This is a genomic window from Citrobacter sp. CK180, assembly GCF_030333655.1.
Lineage (GTDB): Bacteria > Pseudomonadota > Gammaproteobacteria > Enterobacterales > Enterobacteriaceae > Citrobacter_B > Citrobacter_B koseri.
Genome location: NZ_JAOWFM010000037.1, coordinates 196,998 through 215,963, shown reverse-complemented (window position 1 = coordinate 215,963; position 18,966 = coordinate 196,998). Strand labels below are relative to the sequence as shown.

Genomic DNA, 18,966 nt, shown 5'->3' with positions numbered 1-18,966 from the left:
GGAGTGTTACATTGAAAACCGCCATGCTGTTACACAGGCTGGAAAGCCAGCTCGCCAGTCTGCGCCAGCAGAGCGCGCCGCTGGCACAGCATGCGACGCTCAGCGCACGCTTTGACAGGCATCTTTTTCGCACCCGCAGCACGCTATTGAAGGCGTATCTGGATGAAGCCAGAACCAACCTTGACGCGTTGCGCCATGCGGTTGAACAACAGACGCTGCCGCAGATTGCCTGGCTGGCGGAACGCCTGGTGTCACAGATTGAGGCGATAACACGAGAAACCGCGACCTGGTCGCTCAGGGAGTGGGACAGCGCCTCCCCGGGGCTGGCGCGCTGGCAACGTAAACGCGTAAAGCATCAGGAGTTTGAGCGTCGTCTGCTGGAAATGACCGAGGAGCGTAAAGCCCGTCTGGCGCAGGTCACCGGCTTCACCGAGCAGCAGACGCTGCACCGGGAAATCGAGGCGTTTGAAGGCCGTCTGGCGCGCTGTCGTCATGCGCTGGAAAAAATAGAGCGCGTACTGGCGCGCCTGACCCGTTAACCACTGGAGAAAATATGTCGCTTGAGAATGCCCCGGACGACGTCAAACTGGCCGTCGATCTGATCGTCCTGCTTGAAGAGAATCAGCTGCCCGCGCAAACCGTGCTACGCGCGCTGGAAATTGTGAAGCGTGATTATGAAAACAAACTAAAAAACGCGGAAGACGCCTCGCAAAGCGATTAAAAGGGAGCTGGTGCGTCCTCACCGTCAATGTCAGAGTCTGCGTCGGGACACAATGACGACGGACAGTTCATGGAACGACTTTCAACCACGCCGCATGATGCGGTATTTCGGCAACTGCTGACGCAAAAAGCGATCGCGCGGGATTTTTTACAGATCCATTTACCTGACACCTTTCTTCGCATCTGCAATCTGGATTCCCTGACGCTGGAGTCAGGAAGTTTTGTCGAAGAGAACTTACGGGCCAGCTATTCAGACATCCTCTACTCCCTGCAAACTACGCATGGACCAGGCTACGTTTATGCGCTGATTGAGCATCAAAGCAAACCCGATAAATTCATGGCGTTTCGCCTGATGCGTTATGCCATCGCCGCCATGCAGCGGCATCTTGATGCCGGGCACGACACGCTGCCGTTAGTGGTTCCCTTACTGTTCTACCACGGGTCAATTAGCCCGTGGCCCTACAGCCTGAACTGGCAGAATATGTTTTGTGAGCCCGCGCTTGCCAATAGCCTTTACAGCAATGAATTTGCGCTGGTGGACCTGACCGTAATGCCGGATAATCAGATCATGCGGCATCGGCGAATGGCGATGCTGGAGTTACTGCAAAAGCATATACGTCGACGCGATCTGGCCGAATTACAGGATCAATTAATCACGCTATTAACGCAGGAACACCTGACCCGTAGCCAAATCAGCGTGCTGATACACTATATGTTGCAGGTTGGGAATACCACGGACCCCGGCGCGTTGATCCGCAAACTGGCCAGCTGCGCCCCCCAGTATAAGGAGCAACTGATGAGCATTGCCGAATGGCTGGAAGAGAAAGGCAGAGCAGACGGCCTGCAAAAAGGAATGCAACAGGGAATGCAGCAAGGACGGCAAAAGGGCTTAGAAGAAGGTCGTCAGGCCGAAGCGCGCAGCATCGCTCTCAAAATGCTCGACAGCGGTCTGGCCCCCGATCTGATCACCCACCTAACCGGACTCTCGCCAGAAGAGCTGTCTGCGCTCTCCCATTAGAGACACTCAGGGCGGCCTGGCCGCCCTGAACAGAACTTAGCCCACCGATGGCGTCGGATCGTCGCCTTTGATTTCGCGTTTAACTTCCGTCACTTCGTCACCTTTCTCATTGCGCAGATGCACTTCCAGCTGGTTAAAAGCGATGTCGATGTTATTTTCACGGCACAAACGATCGATGGTCCGGTTCAGCTCATCCACCGTATGGCTGCGATCGCGCAGTTCACGCACGTACAGACGCAGTTCATGATCGAGCGTACTGGCGCCAAACGTGGTAAAGAACACCGCAGGTTCTGGCTCACGCATCACTTTCGGGTGCTCCGTCGCCGCCTGCAACAGCACTTTTTTCACTTTGTCCAGATCCGAGCCATAGGCGACGCCAAGGCGGATCACCAGCCGGGTGGTGGTGTCGGACAGCGACCAGTTGATCAATCGTTCGGTCACGAAGGCTTTGTTCGGAATGATCACCTCTTTACGATCGAAGTCGGTAATGGTGGTCGCACGAATACGGATCTTGCTGACCGTCCCGGAGAAGGTGCCGATAGTCACCGTATCGCCAATGCGTACCGGGCGTTCAAACAGGATAATAATGCCAGAGACGAAGTTACCGAAAATCTCCTGCAAGCCGAAACCAAGACCAACCGATAACGCCGCCGCCAGCCACTGTAGTTTGTCCCACGATACGCCAAGCGATCCGAATACCGTCATCGCGCCAACAGCAATGATGATGTAGTTGAGGATCGTGGTGATCGCATACGAAGCCCCCTGGCGCATTTTCAGTCTGGAAAGTACCAGAACTTCCAGCAGGCCAGGTAAGTTACGGATCAGCGCCCAGGCCACCATTGACACAATAATGGCAAACAGCAGGCTGCCCATCGTAACGTTTTTAACCACCGCAGCGCCCGCTTCTGTGCCGTTGTAGTGCCAGAGCGTGATGCTGTCGAGATAGCTGAACACGGTGATCAGATCGGACCAAATCGCCCAGAACATCACCCCGAACAGGGCAATCATCAGCAGCATGGTGATGCGCAGCGTTTGCTGGTTAACCTGTTCCAGCGCAATGGTCGGTTCTTCCTGCGGCTCCGCGCCTTCTGCCCCCTCTTTCACCAGATTCTGACGACGCGCCAGCGCACGGCGCCAGGCAATACGACGCGCCGCGACGCTCAGGCCGCGTAACACGGTCTGATACAGCAGGTTCCAGATAATCACCAGATAGACGGTTTCAATCCAGCGCCCGGACAGGCGTAGCGTGGTATAGAAATAGCCCGTCGCGGTCAACACCATCAACGCGACGGGAATGATGGAGAGCACGGTAATCGTGATCAGACGTAAACCATGCGACTCCTTATCACGCCAGCTATCGCGGCACATTGGCCACACCAGCAGAGTAATAAGCAGAAGGTTGAGGAAAATCACCACCTGCCCCAGCACATCATCCATCAGGTGCAGCGGAGAAAGTTCAGCGACCACCGACCAGAAATGCAGCGGCAGTAGCGCCAGACTGATGCGCACAATCTGACGGCGCCAGTGGCTGGTCAATTTCGCCGGCATGCCGAAGTGCCGAATGGCAACGCCCTCTTTCTCCAGCACCTTCCAGCACAGACCGAATACCAGCCAGAACAACGCCAGCTTTTTACTGAACGCCCATAACAGGTCGCTAATATTCAATTGCATGGTGAGGAGGATCAGCCCCACCGCAAGGATTATCAGACAAACCGGCAAGGCGCGAATCAGATCGATGAAAATCGCTTTCGGCGTATTGAGCTGGCTGTCGTTACGCAATGATCCCACCGCGGCCGCCAGCTTCTCCTGGTACGCTTTAAGCCATTTCAGTCGCCAGCGAATCACTCCGGCGATCAGCAGCAAAGGCAGCCCCGCGAGGAATGCGATGAATACCGCAGGCCAGGCCTTTTCCCAGTTCACCGTAATTTTCATCGACCTGAACTGATCTTTCAGCGTTTGCGGGAAGGCTTTAATCCAGTCCCAGTCCATCGGGCGGTTACTGTTAACCCAAAAGATTTGCTGAGTCAGGATCTCTTTAAGGTTTTTCGAGACGCTCATTAGCTGCTGTTGATTGATTTGCAGGTTAATGGCCATCATCAGCTGATTGCCCAGTTGCTTATTCAACTGATCCAGTAATTCCCTGCGCATATCAACCACTTGCAGCAGCGCATCATGCACTTCGTCATTAACCTCGTCAGTGTGCCCTTCTTCCAGTTTGGCCACAAAGGCGTCGTTCTGGAACAAAGCGTCACGCTGCTGGTTAACTTCAAACTGCTCCAGACGCAAATCCGCAATCCGGTTGGTCATATCGACAAGTTCATCTGCCGACGGCAGCGTTTGCTGCTGCTGATACAAGATACGCGACAACAGCAAACTGCCTCTCAGCACCGCAATCTGCTCTTTGATATTGCGCTCTGATTGCAGCGCGCGATCAAGCCAGTTTTTGACTTTGATGTTCTGCTGCATGAGCGCGTTACCGTTTTCGGTTGCCGTGATCAAGCGCTGGCTCAGTTGATGATTGACATCCAGCTCCTGCTTCACAAGAGGGTTAGCCTGAATACGCGCCGTTTCATCCGGCGAGATCGCCTCCTGCGCCGTCTTCTCGGTTAGCGTCAGACGTTTGCTGTTGACCGCTTCCTGCAAAAGCTGGAGCTGGTGTTCCAGTCGATTGGTGTTCGCCGTGACGTAATCGCGCTGCTTTTGCAGGGTATCCTGCAAAACCGTATTGCCTTCCAGACTTTTGCGCTGCTGATCGATTTGCGCGTTAAGCAACGCCTGTTGCGCCTGTAGCAGAGCCTGTTGACTCGGGCGCAATGCGCCGTCCCCGACACTGGTGCCGTCCAGTCGATTACGGATTTGCTGCATTTGCTGCGACGCGGTATACATCGCGTTTTGTACACGCTCAGGCTGCGTCTGGAGCGAAACCAGCTGACTATTGTAAGTCGCCAGATCGTTTTGCGAGTTCTGCAAATCGTCCAGCACCTGCGCAACCCGAAGTTCCAGCTGGCGCAGCGAAAGCGTGCTCAACGTTTTTCGCGTTTCGTCGTCATTATCCACATCGCTGAGGGCATTCATCGCGTCCGTCGCCTGACGCATTTTTTCCGGCGCCTGCGCGACTTTCTGACGTAATTGCGTGGTATCCTCTTTTACCCGATCGATTTTATCAAGCGTGGCGAGCGTATCGATGAGATCCTGCTGAACCAGTTTATCCAGCGCCGAGAGGTCTTTCTGTTTACCCAGCGCATCCAGCTGGCTTTGCACGTCCGCTTTCGACGGCAGATCGCCATTCGTTTGCGCACGGGCAAACGCCGACGACTGACCGCACAGCAATAACACAAAGAAAATGATTGAGATAAAAACAAGATGCGATGAACGTTTATAGAGCTGCAACATAGTCATGGGAGTGAAGGTTTCTGAACCGGAAGAATGACCGGAAATAGTCAAGCCGCAAGAATATCACGGCGGTGACGGACAGAATAGCGGAACGGAAAATGTCCAGGATAATTCCTGGAATGATATCAGGGGCTTTCGAGGGCAGGCGCCGCTCTCAGCGTCGGGCAAAGCAGATACATTTCCAACAAGATGGCGACGTAATCTCGCGCTTCTTTTTTCAGATCAAAGGATTGCGGCGCAAAGAGCCAGTTTTCCATGATGCCGGAAATATAGCCGCGCATTAATATTGCCGCACGACGCGTCATCAGGTTTCCCGGGAGCATTTTTGCTTTAATACAATGTATTAGCGTTTGTTCAATGCGGTCATAGCTTTCCACGCAGATGCTTCGCTGCGCCTGTTGCACTACCGCCATTTCACCCACGAATTCGCATTTGTGGAATATAATTTCCATCAATAAACGTCGGCGCTCTTCCGTCACGGTTGCTTCAAGAAGATGGACTAAAATTTCTCTTAATACTGATAGTGGATCGTCGGGGAATTTTGCCTGATACTCAATCTCAAGCTCACCAATATTGGATTCTGATAGCTCCCAGATTTCACTGAATAAATCCGACTTGTTTTTGAAGTGCCAATAGATTGCACCGCGTGTGACGCCAGCGGCTTTTGCAATCTCCGCGAGCGAAGTGGATGATACCCCTTGCCGCGAGAACAAACGCAGAGCTACATCCAGGATGTGTTGCCGAGTTTCCTGTGCTTGTTGTTTGGTTTTTCGTGCCATATGTCGGTGAATTTACAGGCGTTAGATTTACATACATTTGTGGATGTATGTACCATAGCACGACGATAATATAAACGCAGCAATGGGTTTGTGGACTTTTGACCATTGATCAATTTGAAATCGGACACTCGAGGTTTACATATGAACAAAAACAGAGGGTTTACGCCTCTGGCGGTCGTTCTGATGCTCTCAGGCAGCTTAGCGCTAACAGGATGTGACGACAAACAGGCCCAACAAGGTGGTCAGCAGATGCCAGAAGTTGGGGTTGTGACGCTCAAAACTGAACCTCTACAGATCACTACTGAACTCCCGGGTCGCACCAATGCATACCGTATTGCGGAAGTTCGTCCTCAGGTAAGCGGAATTATCCTGAAACGTAACTTTACGGAAGGCGGCGACATTGAAGCGGGTGTGTCTCTCTATCAGATTGATCCTGCGACTTACCAGGCGGCTTACGAAAGCGCCAAAGGCGATCTCGCTAAAGCGCAGGCGGCTGCAAATATCGCTCAGTTAACGGTTAAACGTTATCAGAAACTGTTGGGTACGAAATACATCAGCCAACAAGACTACGATAGCGCGCTGGCAGATGCGCAACAGGCGAATGCGTCTGTTGTGGCGGCAAAAGCGGCCGTTGAAACCGCACGCATTAATCTGGCGTATACCAAAGTGACCTCCCCGATTAACGGCCGGATCGGTAAATCATCCATAACGGAAGGCGCGCTGGTACAAAACGGCCAGGCTACCGCCCTCGCGACAGTACAGCAACTCGACCCGATCTATGTGGATGTAACGCAGTCAAGCAACGACTTCCTGCGCCTGAAACAGGATCTGGCGAGCGGCAAACTGAAGCAAGAGAACGGCAAAGCGAAAGTCGAGCTGGTCACCAGCGACGGCATTACCTATCCGCAATCCGGTACGCTTGAGTTTTCTGACGTCACCGTCGACCAAACCACCGGTTCGATTACGTTACGCGCAATCTTCCCTAACCCGGACCATACCTTACTGCCTGGTATGTTTGTTCGCGCACGTCTGGAAGAAGGCACCAATCCTGATGCATTGCTGGTTCCCCAGCAGGGCGTTACCCGTACGCCACGCGGTGATGCCAGTGCATTGGTTGTCGGCGCCGATGACAAAGTGGAAACCCGTCAGATCGTCGCAAACCAGGCGATTGGCGATAAGTGGTTAGTCACTGATGGACTCAAATCGGGCGATCGCGTGATTGTTACCGGGCTGCAAAAAGTGCGTCCTGGCGCGCAGGTTAAAGCGCAGGAAGTCACCGCGGATAATGAACAGCAAGCCGCAAGCGCTAACCCGTCTGAACAGTCTAAGTCTTAACTTAAACAGGAGCCGTTAAGACATGCCTAATTTCTTTATCGATCGCCCTATATTTGCGTGGGTGATCGCCATTATCATCATGTTGGCAGGGGGCCTCGCGATCCTCAAACTGCCGGTAGCGCAATATCCAACGATTGCGCCGCCCGCAGTGACGATCTCCGCGACTTACCCTGGCGCTGATGCGAAAACCGTGCAGGACACGGTGACGCAGGTTATCGAACAGAACATGAACGGTATCGATAACCTGATGTACATGTCCTCAAACAGTGACTCCACGGGTACCGTGCAGATCACCCTGACCTTCGAATCCGGTACGGATGCAGATATCGCGCAGGTTCAGGTGCAGAACAAACTGCAACTGGCCATGCCGCTGCTTCCTCAGGAGGTTCAACAGCAGGGTGTGAGCGTTGAGAAATCATCCAGCAGCTTCCTGATGGTTGTGGGCGTCATTAACACCGACGGCACCATGACCCAGGAGGATATTTCTGACTACGTTGCGGCGAACATGAAAGACGCCATCAGCCGTACGTCAGGTGTGGGTGACGTGCAGCTGTTTGGTTCGCAGTACGCGATGCGTATCTGGATGGACCCAACGAAGCTGAACAACTTCCAGCTCACGCCAGTAGATGTGATTAACGCGATCAAAGCACAAAACGCCCAGGTTGCGGCCGGTCAGCTTGGCGGTACGCCGCCGGTGAAAGGCCAGCAACTGAACGCCTCCATCATCGCACAAACGCGTCTGACCTCTACGGAAGAGTTCGGTAAAATTCTGCTGAAAGTGAACCAGGACGGCTCCCAGGTTCGCCTGCGCGATGTAGCAAGAATTGAACTGGGCGGTGAGAACTACGACATCATTGCGAAGTTCAACGGACAGCCTGCGTCTGGTCTGGGGATCAAGCTGGCGACCGGTGCGAACGCGCTGGATACCGCAAACGCCATCCGTGCAGAACTGAAGAAGATGGAACCGTTCTTCCCGTCAGGGATGAAAATCGTTTACCCGTATGACACCACCCCGTTCGTGACGATCTCCATTCACGAAGTGGTGAAAACGCTGGTAGAAGCCATCATCCTCGTGTTCCTGGTCATGTACCTGTTCCTGCAAAACTTCCGTGCGACGTTGATTCCGACAATCGCGGTGCCGGTGGTGCTGTTAGGGACATTCGCCGTGCTTTCGGCGTTCGGTTTCTCGATAAACACGCTAACAATGTTCGGGATGGTGCTCGCCATCGGCCTGTTGGTGGATGACGCCATCGTGGTAGTAGAGAACGTCGAGCGTGTAATGTCCGAAGAAGGATTGCCGCCGAAAGAAGCCACGCGAAAATCAATGGGCCAGATTCAGGGCGCGCTGGTGGGGATCGCGATGGTGCTGTCAGCGGTATTTATCCCGATGGCCTTCTTCGGCGGGTCTACAGGGGCTATTTATCGTCAGTTCTCCATCACCATTGTGTCCGCAATGGCGCTGTCAGTGCTGGTGGCACTGATCCTGACGCCAGCCCTGTGCGCCACCATGCTTAAGCCGGTTGCCAAAGGCAGCCACGGGTCAACCAAAGGTTTCTTTGGCTGGTTCAACAACATGTTCGAGAAGAGCACGCACCACTACACCGACAGCGTAGGCAACATCCTGCGCAGCACCGGTCGTTATCTGCTGCTCTATCTGATCATCGTTGTCGGCATGGCTTACCTGTTCGTTCGTCTGCCAAGCTCCTTCTTGCCGGACGAGGACCAGGGGGTCTTCCTGAGCATGGCGCAGCTGCCAGCGGGCGCAACCCAGGAGCGTACGCAGAAAGTTCTCGATGAGATGACCGACTATTATCTCACCAAAGAGAAAGATAACGTTGAATCCGTCTTTGCGGTTAACGGCTTTGGTTTTGCTGGTCGTGGTCAGAACACCGGTATCGCGTTCGTCTCGTTGAAAGACTGGGCCGACCGTCCGGGGGATGAGAATAAAGTCGATGCGATCACCGGTCGCGCGATGGGCGCATTCTCCCAGATTAAAGATGCGATGGTGTTCGCCTTTAACCTGCCAGCGATTGTCGAACTGGGTACGGCAACGGGCTTCGACTTCCAGTTGATTGACCAGGGCGGCCTCGGTCATGAAAAACTGACGCAGGCGCGTAACCAGCTGTTTGGCGAAGTTGCAAAACACCCGGATCTGCTGGTCGGCGTTCGTCCGAACGGTCTGGAAGATACGCCGCAGTTCAAGGTCGATATCGATCAGGAAAAAGCGCAGGCGTTGGGTGTTTCCATTAGCGATATTAACACGACGCTAGGCGCAGCATGGGGCGGTAGCTATGTGAACGACTTCATCGACCGTGGTCGTGTGAAGAAAGTTTACGTCATGTCTGAAGCGAAATACCGTATGTTGCCGGAAGATATCGGAAACTGGTATGTGCGCGGTAGCGATGGTCAGATGGTGCCGTTCTCAGCCTTCTCCTCCTCGCGCTGGGAATACGGTTCACCGCGTCTGGAACGCTATAACGGTCTGCCTTCAATGGAAATCCTCGGCCAGGCGGCACCAGGTAAGAGTACCGGTGAAGCAATGGCGATGATGGAAGAGCTGGCAAGCAAACTGCCATCCGGCATCGGCTATGACTGGACCGGGATGTCTTATCAGGAACGACTGTCCGGCAACCAGGCGCCTGCCCTGTACGCCATTTCACTGATCGTGGTCTTCCTGTGTCTGGCGGCGCTGTATGAAAGCTGGTCTATTCCGTTCTCCGTTATGCTGGTGGTGCCGCTCGGGGTTATCGGCGCGCTGTTGGCGGCAACCTTCCGTGGCCTGACCAACGACGTTTACTTCCAGGTGGGCTTGCTCACAACCATTGGGCTGTCGGCGAAGAACGCGATACTTATCGTCGAATTCGCCAAAGACTTGATGGATAAAGAAGGCAAAGGTCTGATAGAAGCAACGCTGGAAGCGGTACGTATGCGTTTACGCCCGATCCTGATGACGTCTCTGGCGTTTATCCTCGGTGTTATGCCGCTGGTTATCAGCTCTGGCGCAGGTTCCGGCGCGCAGAACGCTGTGGGCACCGGCGTAATGGGCGGGATGGTCACCGCAACGGTTCTGGCTATCTTCTTCGTTCCGGTCTTCTTTGTGGTGGTACGCCGCCGCTTTAGCCGCAAGAGCGAAGACATTGAGCACAGCCATTCGGTAGAGCATCATTGATTCATCTCCTGTGAAAAGGCCGCGCAAGCGGCCTTTTTTCTGGATAAAAATCATAAAAAGCGCTTATTGTTAGTTTGTTTATTCACCGTAGAATAAATAAGACATATAATCCCCAGCGTGCTAAAGGCTATTCTTAGAGAGTCTGATCATTTCTTATTTTTTCCGTTAATTAAGAAATCATTAAGATTATTCCTGGTATATCGTGAGTGTAACAGCCTTCTTAACAATCGTTGTTAGCACAAATGACGATAACTCAATGATTGCAAAAACAATAAAAAGATCGCCTCATTTCAGGCATCGTCTTTTACGGTTAAAATGTAAAATTGCGTTGGGGCAACATACTTTTACCTAATTGTAATTTTTCGTAATAGGACGATGAAATCTTTTTTAGAGTGGATTATAGTTAAAACATCAGGAGAAGAGCGCAAGTTCCAGGTCAGTTAGTTGTATCCATCCCGAAAGGTGTTCGGTTAGTTCAAGCCACTAAGAAGGGGATGCGTTATGGATGAGTACTCACCCAAAAGACATGATATCGCACAGCTTAAATTTCTCTGTGAAACCCTGTATCATGACTGTCTTGCAAACCTTGAAGAAAGCAACCACGGTTGGGTTAATGACCCTACTTCGGCAATCAATCTTCAGCTCAATGAACTGATAGAGCATATTGCAACCTTCGCACTTAATTATAAAATTAAGTATAATGAGGACAATAAGCTGATTGCACAGATAGATGAATATCTGGATGACACCTTTATGTTGTTCAGCAGTTACGGCATTAATGCGCAGGATCTGCAAAAATGGCGAAAATCAGGAAACCGCCTGTTTCGCTGCTTCGTCAATGCCACCAGGGCGAATCCTGTTAGCTTGTCATGTTAAAAATTATTACAATCATAGGTAAGATTTATGTCCGATAAACCATTAACGAAAACAGATTATTTGATGCGTTTACGACGCTGCCAGACAATAGACACGCTGGAACGTGTAATAGAGAAAAATAAATATGAATTGTCTGACAATGAATTGGCTGTATTTTACTCAGCAGCAGATCACCGTCTTGCAGAATTGACGATGAATAAGCTCTACGACAAGATTCCCACCTCCGTGTGGAAATTCATTCGCTAATTTTTGCATAACGCTATGGAGAATACGTTCGTTCTGCCTGACCGAGGGTTTCCCTGTATTTACCGTTAATTCCTATTTTTCGTCTCGTGATTTAGATCACATCAAGGTAACGGGAACGTTCCCTTAAAAGGCGTTGCGCTTTACTGTACTGCGGCAGTTAATCCACAAACAGAAGAGTGCATAATGAGCGAAGAAAAGCAGAAGATGATTGCCGGTGAGTTATATTGCCCGGCCGATGAGACATTGCGCAACGACCGCCTGCGGGCGCGCCAGTTGCTTCATCGATACAACCACTCCGCACCGGACGAGAAGAATGCGCGACAGGCTATTCTGAGCGACCTGCTAGGCCAGAGCGACGGTGCGTATATTGAGCCCTCCTTCCGCTGTGATTACGGTTACAATATTTACCTCGGCAAAGCATTTTACGCTAACTTCGACTGTGTGATGCTGGATGTCTGCCCAATTCATATCGGCGACAATTGTATGCTCGCGCCTGGCGTGCATATCTATACGGCGACGCACCCGCTGGATGCCACAGAACGCAACAGCGGTAGGGAACTGGGTAAACCTGTAACCATCGGGAATAATGTCTGGATCGGCGGTCGCGCCGTGATTAACCCTGGCGTCACCATTGGCGACAACGCCGTTGTCGCATCGGGCGCCGTCGTGACCAAAAGCGTTCCGGCCAACGTTGTGGTCGGTGGAAATCCCGCGCGAATCATTAAAACGCTGTAAAGCGAATTGTAACTGTTATGATAAATTGTGGTTAATCTGTTACTTTTTTCATGAAGTTCGCCCTTCTAAAATGGGCTGTTCCCTGAATGTTACAGAAATCACAAAGGCAAATGATGACAGAAATACAGCGCCTGCTGACGGAAACGATTGACGATCTCAATGCTCGCGAGAAACGCGACAACAGACCGCGTTTCAGTATTAGTTTTATTCGCAAACATCCGGGGCTGTTTATTGGCATGTATATCGCCTGGTTTGCCACGCTGGCCGTCATGCTGCAATCAGACACGCTGGTGGATTCAGTGTGGCTGCTGGTCGTATTATTCGTCCTGTTGAATGGTTTTTTCTTTTTTGATGTCGCCCCGCGTTATCGCTACGAGGATATCGACGTGCTGGATTTCAGGGTTTGCTATAACGGAGAATGGTATAACACGCGCTTCGTTCCCCCTGCGCTGATCCACGCTATTCTTCAGTCACCGCATGTTGGCAGCGACCAGAAAGCACAATTACAGAAGATGATAACGCGTAAAGGCGAACTCTCTTTCTACGATGTTTTCACGCTCACTCGCACAGAGGCAAGCCGTTAGTTTTCTCACTGTTGCAGATGTAAAAAGTGCGTACCGTCCCTGGCACGCACTGTAGTCCCTGCAATGTTGGCAAATCATTAACGTCTTTTTTTACGACCCTGCACCGCTTTAAAACGTGGATTGGATTTGCAGATCACATATAAACGCCCTTTGCGTTTAACTATCTGGCAGTCCGGGTGCCGCTGCTTTGCGCTACGCAATGAATTCAGTACCTGCATCTTATCCTCGCTTAGCGCCAATAAAATTTCCGAAACGTTTCTGGAAACGTGCTGCGCTGCCTTCGTTATCAAAGGTTTTTTGTTTTCCGGTGTAATAAGGGTGTGATTTAGAAGACACCTCAATGGTGACATACGGATAGGTCACGCCCTCAAGCTCAATCTCACGCTCGGTTTTGATCGTTGACCCCACCTTAAAGTATTCATTCGCACTGGTATCGTGGAACACCACGGTGCGATAGGCAGGATGGATATTCGGTTTCATGACAGCCTCAATATTATGTTATAACGTAACAATAAAATACGCCGCAAATTGCCGCTTTTCAACCCTCATAATGATGTGGTTATCCTTCAATATTGTACATTTTAAGTCGAAACAAGCCCTTATTGAGCCAGAAAGAGCAAAAGCAGTTAGAATAACGTGATTAAACGAAGGGCTTTTTTACGTTCAGATATACTCGCCATATGCTGCATCAATAAGGATATCACCGTGACAACACGACATTTGGTCAGCCTGGTCACAGGGGTGCTCATTCTGTCTGTCCTTGCCCCTGTGGGATTAAGCCTCTGGCTCGCTCATCGCCAGGTTGAAAAGAAATTTATTGAGGAACTTAACGTCTATTCATCACGCGTAGCCTTACGCGCTGACAAAGTTGCCTCCCAGAGCAAACTGGCGTTAGACCAGCTAAACGCCTTTCGCGGTACGCCTTGTAGTAATGCGCATTTACTGACAATGCGCCGAATATCTTACAGTCTGCGCTACATTCAGGAAGTGCTATACCTCGACCAAAATATGCCTGTTTGCTCATCGCTGGAGCAAAAAAGCGCCCCCTTCGTTTTCCCCAAACCGGAAAAAATCACCCAGGACGGCTACCGCATATGGCTTACCTCGCAAAATGATTTAGGGCTCAAGCGCTTTATGGTCGCTGTGGGTAAAGAACACTATGTGGTCATGATGGACCCCGCCTCCTTCATTGATGTGATCCCATTTAGTTCATGGCATATTGATGCCGCTATTATTGGCGAAGCAAATAACATCGTGGCCGCCAGTAGCAATCGGCTCGATCCCGACATTATTCGACAATTGCAGCAGTCGCCCGGTCAATACCGGGAAGATCGCAACAGTGTCTACACAATTCAGCGCTCTCCTGAAATGAACATCGCCATCGTGACCTGGGCCTCCACGCTGCCGCTACAAAAGAACTGGTATCGCCAGGCTTTTACCTGGCTGCCGCTGGGGATGATGGCGAGCCTGCTGGCGGCGGCGTTTATTCTGCGCATTCTTCGCCGCTTACAATCACCACGCCACCGTTTACTGGACGCCATCCATAACCGTGATATTAAGGTGCATTATCAGCCGATTATTTCGCTGAGTAGCGGGAAGATAGCAGGCGCGGAAGCGCTGGCTCGCTGGCCGCAAACCGACGGCAGCTACCTTTCGCCGGAAATGTTTATTCCCCTCGCAGAACAAACGGGGCTTTCCGAACCGCTCACCCACCTGATTTTAGAGACCGTTTTTGAGGAGATGGGAACATGGCTGCGACAACACCCTGAGCAGCACATTTCTATCAATATTGAGGCAACGACCCTTGCGTCAGAGAAACTTCCGGTACATCTCAGCCAGTTGCTTAACCGGAGTCAGATTTCACCGTCGCAAATCGCGCTGGAGCTGACCGAGCGTGAGTTTGCCGATCCCAAAACCAGCGCGCCAGTCATTGCCAGATACCGCAAAGTCGGTCACGCGATTTATCTTGATGACTTTGGCACCGGCTATTCCAGTCTTTGCTACTTACAGAATCTGGACGTGGATATTCTGAAAATCGACAAGTCCTTTGTTGATGCACTGGCCTACAAAAATGTGACGCCGCATATTATTGAAATGGCGAAAACGCTGAAGCTGAAAATGGTGGCGGAAGGTATTGAAACGGCGCATCAGGAGGACTGGTTACGCCAGCACGGCGTGCAGTATGGTCAGGGATGGCTTTACAGCAAAGCGCTGCCCGCCGCAGAATTTATTTTGTGGGCGGAAAAACGGATTTAGAATGGGGACGGCTGGCGGCACGCCGCACAGCCTGTCGCTTCAGTCATCCAGAATGGGAGAGAATCCGCCGTAAATCATGCGCTTGCCATCAAAAGGCATGGCATCGCCAAACTCTTTCATTCGTGGGTCTGACATCATTTTCTGATTCGCCGCGTCGCGAACCTCTTTCGAAGGGTATTCAATCCAGCTAAACACCACCTCTTCGTGATCTTCCGCTTTCACCGCCATGCGAAAGTCGGTCAATTTGCCGTCCGGCACATCATCAGCCCAACACTCAACGACGCGTAACGCCCCAAACTCTTTAAAGAGAGGAGCCGCTTTTGCCGCCATTTCCCGATACGCCTCCTTGTTTTCAGCAGGTACGGCAACCACAAAACCATCAACATACTTCATGAGAAAAACCTCCGAAGCGTACTGCGCGGCAAGCCAATTCTGGCCGCGTCAGTCGTTGTTAAGTCTAGTCGCCATCGCGTTACTCTGCTGTGGGCGAATGACGAACCCGAATGCGTGCCGGGGTTGATAGCGAAACCACGGCAAGCAGATCTGAATCAGCGGCCCGATAGCCAGCGCATACAATACAGTACCGACGCCCAGCGTCCCCCCCAGCAACCAGCCGCTCAGCAATACCGAAATTTCAATCGCCGTGCGGATGGCGCGTATCGACCAACCGGTGCGCGCGTGAATCCCGGTCATCAGGCCATCTCGCGGGCCTGCGCCGAAACCGGCCCCAATATACATGCTGGTCGCCAGCGCGTTGACCACTACAGCGGAGATCAACAGAACACTGCGGACCAGCAACGACTCAAAAGCGGGCAGTACGGCCAGCGCAACATCCGCCGCCAGCCCAATAACGATCACGTTGCTGATGGTGCCAAGGCCCGGGCGTTGACGCAGCGGAATCCACAGTAATAACACCAGCACGCCAACGGCAATAATCACCATGCCAATGTTCATTGACAGCAAATTCGCCACGCCAAGGTGGAAAACGTTCCACGAATCGGCCCCTAAGTCCGCACGCACAAACATTGCGGTCGATACGCCATAAAGAGCCAGACCGGTATACAGTTGAATCAGACGACGCAGCATTCTTCCATTCTCCCCGTTCAGATACCTTTCATCTTCACCGCAATTGGCACTATGATTAATGTCCAGTTTTAAAAAAGTGGACTGCTATGTCATCACGCCGCTATGGAAGCCAGTCTCTTCAGCGCCTGCTTGGGCACTGGCAGGAGACCCCCTCACGTACTCCTGTCTGGCGTCAGCTGGCGGAGGCCCTGCGTCTGCTGATTCTTGATGGCCGACTGGCGCTCGATAGCCGACTGCCCGGCGAACGCGAACTGGCCGCCGTATTGAAGATCAGCCGAACCACCGTCGCCAGCGCAATGGCGCAACTTCGGGAAGAAGGTTATCTGGAAAGCCGTCAGGGTAGCGGCTCGCGGGTGATCTTACCGGATGCCATTCACCCTGTGCCCACGCGCGGTGGAGCCAATATGGCATTGGATCTCTCTACCGCCGCGCTCAGCGCAGGCCCTGAAATTCACCAGGCTTACCAGCAGGCGCTTTGCGCAATGCCGCAGCATCTGCTGAGTTCCGGGTATCTGCCGCAAGGCCTGCTCTCTTTACGTGAATCTATCGCCCGGCACTATTGCGAGCGCGGCTTGCCAACCCGCCCTGATGAAATCATGGTGGTCAATGGCGCCGTGAGCGGGCTGGCGCTGCTCCTGCGACTCCTGACGGGCCCGGGCGATCGCGTGGTGGTGGATCACCCGACCTACCCGCTCGCAATCGCCGCGATTCAGGGAGCCTCCTGTCGCCCCGTTGGCGTCTCATTGCCCGAACAGGGTTGGGACACCGCCGGTCTGATGGCGACCATTGCGCAAACCGCGCCGAGAATGGCTTATCTGATGCCGGATTTCCATAATCCCACCGGGCGCTGTATGGATGCCGCCACGCGGCAAGCGGTCGCGGATATTGCCGCCAGAACGCATACCACGCTGGTTGTGGACGAGACGATGGTTAATTTGTGGTACAACGCCCCGCCGCCGCCCCCACTCGCGCATTACAATGCCGACGCGCCGATTATTATGCTGGGATCGGCAGGAAAAAGTTTCTGGGGCGGGTTGCGTCTGGGGTGGGTTCGCGCCTCATCACGGACAATCGCCGCGCTGGTACAAACCCGGGATACGTTTGATTTAGGATCGCCGGTACTGGAGCAGTTAGCGACCGGCTGGCTGCTTGATAATGCCGCCAGCTTTCTTCCTGACAGACGGCAGTTGCTGTCCCAACGACGCGACCTGTGTTGTGAACTGATGCACGCGCATTTTCCTGAATGGCGCTTCAGGCAGCCGCAGGGCGGGCTCTCTTTTTGGGTGGAGTTACCCGACACGCTGGCCACGCTCTTTGCAACGCGCGCCGAAAGCGAAGGGATTCAACTGGGCACCGGTACGCGTTTTGGCCTCGCGGGTGCGTTTGATCGTTTCTTACGTATGCCGTTCACCCTGCCGGATGAAACACTGCGATCGGCTTTTCAGACATTACAGCCGATATGGGACAACCTGCGCTCACAAAACAGCGCAGGGAAAATACGCAAAATTATCTAATATGGCCTGTCATCGTCGTTTTATTGCTGGCGTGGGACGGGGAAACCTTTCAGGGAAATAATGAAGTTCTCGCCGTCTTTCTTTATTTTTGCCCCGGCATCGCACCAGTCGGAGGCAATACGAAAGAATTCATCACTACCAACATTCCAGTTAAGACGAACATGCTTCACATAGCCGGAACGCAGTAATTCGCAGGCTTCGCCATAATTACTGGCGATTGAGAGTTGTTGTTTCATTTTTTCTTCTTGAGTAATCTGCGTAATGCTTTGATTTCTTTAGGAGTAAGCGGATCATCCACGGATTCTTCCGTATGCTGACTGTCGATATCACTCGCCGAGACTCCCGCCTCTTCTGCGGCCTCAAATGCAATCAGCAGCAGTTTTTCTGTGGTGATACTTAAGTTCTCATTATTTGCTTCGGCATAATGGCGAAGCTTCTCTTTTAACGTCTCATCGATTTTGACATTTAGTACAGCAGTAGCCATCGTAAAGAGTCCTTGTAAACAGGCAAAACACGTCGTGTGCGACACAGCTATCGTCACCGCGTGAATATCAGGGCACAAACTGATTAATAACGTCCCGATAACACTCTGCCAGCATTTGATGACAAAATAATGACGTTAATATGACAAGAGGAGGAAAATGAAGAGGTTGCCGGACGGCAGAATTGGGTGGGGGCCCTGCCAGCTACATCCCGGCACACACGTCATCTGCTCTGGCTGCTTCCTTCCGGACCTGACCTGGTAAACAGAGTAGCGTTGCGGGAGAACCAACAGAGCCCCCATTGAGAGCGTTGTTAACCAACGCGCAGGCGCATTATCACTGCTGGCCCCTGTAAATGCAACCCATCCAATATCGGATGCTGTTTTCTTGCGCAATGAGGCTTCACTCCCCGGCGATTCACGATTATGCTGGAAGATTATCGCAGGAATGAATGATGGACAGACAAGACACTTTCCCCCAACGCGTCTGGCAAATCGTGGCCTCAATCCCCGAAGGGTTTGTCACGACTTATGGCGACGTCGCCCGCCTCGCCGGTTCACCTCGTGCCGCGCGTCAGGTCGGCGGCGTATTAAAACGATTGCCGGAAGGCAGCACCCTCCCCTGGCATCGGGTCGTGAATCGTCATGGCGCCATCTCCCTGACCGGGCCAGACCTGCAACGCCAACGTCAGGCGTTACTGTCAGAAGGCGTGGTGGTCTCGGGGAGTGGGCAAATCGATATGCAACGATATCGCTGGATTTATTAACCCTCTC

Annotated in this window: 18 protein-coding genes, 1 other RNA gene and 2 pseudogenes; 12 read left to right on the top strand and 9 right to left on the bottom strand. The window is 52.5% G+C overall.

The annotated features are described in order from the left end of the window. The first annotated feature begins 11 nt into the window (after positions 1-11). The 3 genes from priC (at position 12) to OGV50_RS06490 (ending at position 1,738) form a co-directional block, all read left to right on the top strand. Positions 12-539, top strand: a complete 528-nt coding sequence (gene priC / locus OGV50_RS06500; protein ID WP_200091554.1) for a primosomal replication protein N'' — start codon at positions 12-14, stop codon at positions 537-539. Between the two features lie 14 nt (positions 540-553). Next, positions 554-721, top strand: coding sequence for a pleiotropic regulatory protein RsmS (gene rsmS / locus OGV50_RS06495; RefSeq protein ID WP_012133507.1), 168 nt, complete (start codon positions 554-556; stop codon positions 719-721). A gap of 69 nt (positions 722-790) precedes the next feature. Beyond that, positions 791-1,738, top strand: a complete 948-nt coding sequence (locus OGV50_RS06490; RefSeq protein ID WP_060815857.1) for an Rpn family recombination-promoting nuclease/putative transposase — start codon at positions 791-793, stop codon at positions 1,736-1,738. Positions 1,739-1,774: 36 nt separating this feature from the next. On the opposite strand, the gene mscK is transcribed toward OGV50_RS06490, so the two are convergent. Both mscK and acrR read right to left on the bottom strand, forming a co-directional pair. Next, complete coding sequence (gene mscK / locus OGV50_RS06485) at positions 1,775-5,137, bottom strand: mechanosensitive channel MscK (protein WP_286488393.1); 3,363 nt, start codon at positions 5,135-5,137, stop codon at positions 1,775-1,777. A gap of 119 nt (positions 5,138-5,256) precedes the next feature. Next, a complete protein-coding gene (gene acrR, locus OGV50_RS06480) occupies positions 5,257-5,910 on the bottom strand; it encodes a multidrug efflux transporter transcriptional repressor AcrR (protein WP_286488392.1) in 654 nt (217 codons plus the stop codon). A 141-nt stretch (positions 5,911-6,051) separates the two neighbouring features. Here acrR and acrA point away from each other — a divergent pair, with 141 nt between their 5' ends. From acrA to OGV50_RS06450, 6 genes are all read left to right on the top strand, one after another. Next, the gene (acrA, locus tag OGV50_RS06475; RefSeq protein WP_286488391.1) at positions 6,052-7,245 is read left to right on the top strand and encodes a multidrug efflux RND transporter periplasmic adaptor subunit AcrA; all 1,194 of its coding nucleotides are present in this window, start codon (positions 6,052-6,054) and stop codon (positions 7,243-7,245) included. Positions 7,246-7,267: 22 nt separating this feature from the next. Further along, positions 7,268-10,414, top strand: coding sequence for an efflux RND transporter permease AcrB (gene acrB, locus OGV50_RS06470; protein ID WP_012133513.1), 3,147 nt, complete (start codon positions 7,268-7,270; stop codon positions 10,412-10,414). A 501-nt stretch (positions 10,415-10,915) separates the two neighbouring features. After that, positions 10,916-11,290, top strand: a complete 375-nt coding sequence (tomB, locus tag OGV50_RS06465) for an Hha toxicity modulator TomB (RefSeq protein WP_012133514.1) — start codon at positions 10,916-10,918, stop codon at positions 11,288-11,290. Positions 11,291-11,317: 27 nt separating this feature from the next. Beyond that, a complete protein-coding gene (gene hha, locus OGV50_RS06460) occupies positions 11,318-11,536 on the top strand; it encodes a hemolysin expression-modulating protein Hha (RefSeq protein WP_002892050.1) in 219 nt (72 codons plus the stop codon). A 183-nt stretch (positions 11,537-11,719) separates the two neighbouring features. Further along, positions 11,720-12,271 carry a maltose O-acetyltransferase gene (gene maa, locus OGV50_RS06455; protein WP_047458424.1) on the top strand — a complete coding sequence of 184 codons (552 nt, stop codon included), beginning with the start codon at positions 11,720-11,722 and terminating at the stop codon, positions 12,269-12,271. A gap of 113 nt (positions 12,272-12,384) precedes the next feature. Beyond that, entirely contained in the window at positions 12,385-12,855 is a 471-nt protein-coding gene (locus OGV50_RS06450) for a YlaC family protein (RefSeq protein ID WP_115615350.1), read from the top strand. A gap of 77 nt (positions 12,856-12,932) precedes the next feature. Here the strand turns inward: OGV50_RS06450 and ykgO are convergent, their stop codons facing one another. Beyond that, a complete protein-coding gene (gene ykgO / locus OGV50_RS06445; RefSeq protein WP_003859006.1) occupies positions 12,933-13,073 on the bottom strand; it encodes a type B 50S ribosomal protein L36 in 141 nt (46 codons plus the stop codon). A gap of 1 nt (position 13,074) precedes the next feature. Then, positions 13,075-13,335 carry a type B 50S ribosomal protein L31 gene (locus tag OGV50_RS06440; RefSeq protein WP_012133519.1) on the bottom strand — a complete coding sequence of 87 codons (261 nt, stop codon included), beginning with the start codon at positions 13,333-13,335 and terminating at the stop codon, positions 13,075-13,077. Positions 13,336-13,560: 225 nt separating this feature from the next. On the opposite strand from OGV50_RS06440, the gene pdeB reads away from it, so the two are divergent. Continuing rightward, positions 13,561-15,111 (top strand): cyclic di-3',5'-guanosine monophosphate phosphodiesterase PdeB, encoded by a 1,551-nt coding sequence (gene pdeB, locus OGV50_RS06435; protein ID WP_286488390.1) that lies wholly within the window; start codon positions 13,561-13,563, stop codon positions 15,109-15,111. A gap of 39 nt (positions 15,112-15,150) precedes the next feature. Here the strand turns inward: pdeB and OGV50_RS06430 are convergent, their stop codons facing one another. Beyond that, positions 15,151-15,504 (bottom strand): DUF1428 domain-containing protein, encoded by a 354-nt coding sequence (locus tag OGV50_RS06430; RefSeq protein ID WP_012133521.1) that lies wholly within the window; start codon positions 15,502-15,504, stop codon positions 15,151-15,153. 79 nt (positions 15,505-15,583) lie between these two features. Further along, positions 15,584-16,197: pseudogene (gene yczE / locus OGV50_RS06425) on the bottom strand (membrane protein YczE). Between the two features lie 86 nt (positions 16,198-16,283). On the opposite strand from yczE, the gene yczR reads away from it, so the two are divergent. Beyond that, positions 16,284-17,711 carry a MocR-like transcription factor YczR gene (yczR, locus tag OGV50_RS06420; protein WP_104868984.1) on the top strand — a complete coding sequence of 476 codons (1,428 nt, stop codon included), beginning with the start codon at positions 16,284-16,286 and terminating at the stop codon, positions 17,709-17,711. Positions 17,712-17,731: 20 nt separating this feature from the next. On the opposite strand, the gene OGV50_RS06415 is transcribed toward yczR, so the two are convergent. The 3 genes from OGV50_RS06415 to ffs form a co-directional block, all read right to left on the bottom strand. Further along, the gene (locus OGV50_RS06415) at positions 17,732-17,947 is read right to left on the bottom strand and encodes a hypothetical protein (RefSeq protein ID WP_012133524.1); all 216 of its coding nucleotides are present in this window, start codon (positions 17,945-17,947) and stop codon (positions 17,732-17,734) included. Beyond that, positions 17,944-18,195, bottom strand: coding sequence for a hypothetical protein (locus tag OGV50_RS06410; protein WP_200091530.1), 252 nt, complete (start codon positions 18,193-18,195; stop codon positions 17,944-17,946). Before OGV50_RS06410 ends, OGV50_RS06415 begins: the two co-directional genes overlap by 4 nt. A gap of 193 nt (positions 18,196-18,388) precedes the next feature. Next, positions 18,389-18,485, bottom strand: an RNA gene (gene ffs / locus OGV50_RS06405) — signal recognition particle sRNA small type. Positions 18,486-18,569: 84 nt separating this feature from the next. Between ffs and OGV50_RS06400 the strand changes: the two are divergent. Beyond that, positions 18,570-18,959, top strand: a pseudogene (locus OGV50_RS06400) (MGMT family protein). Positions 18,960-18,966 lie beyond the last annotated feature (7 nt).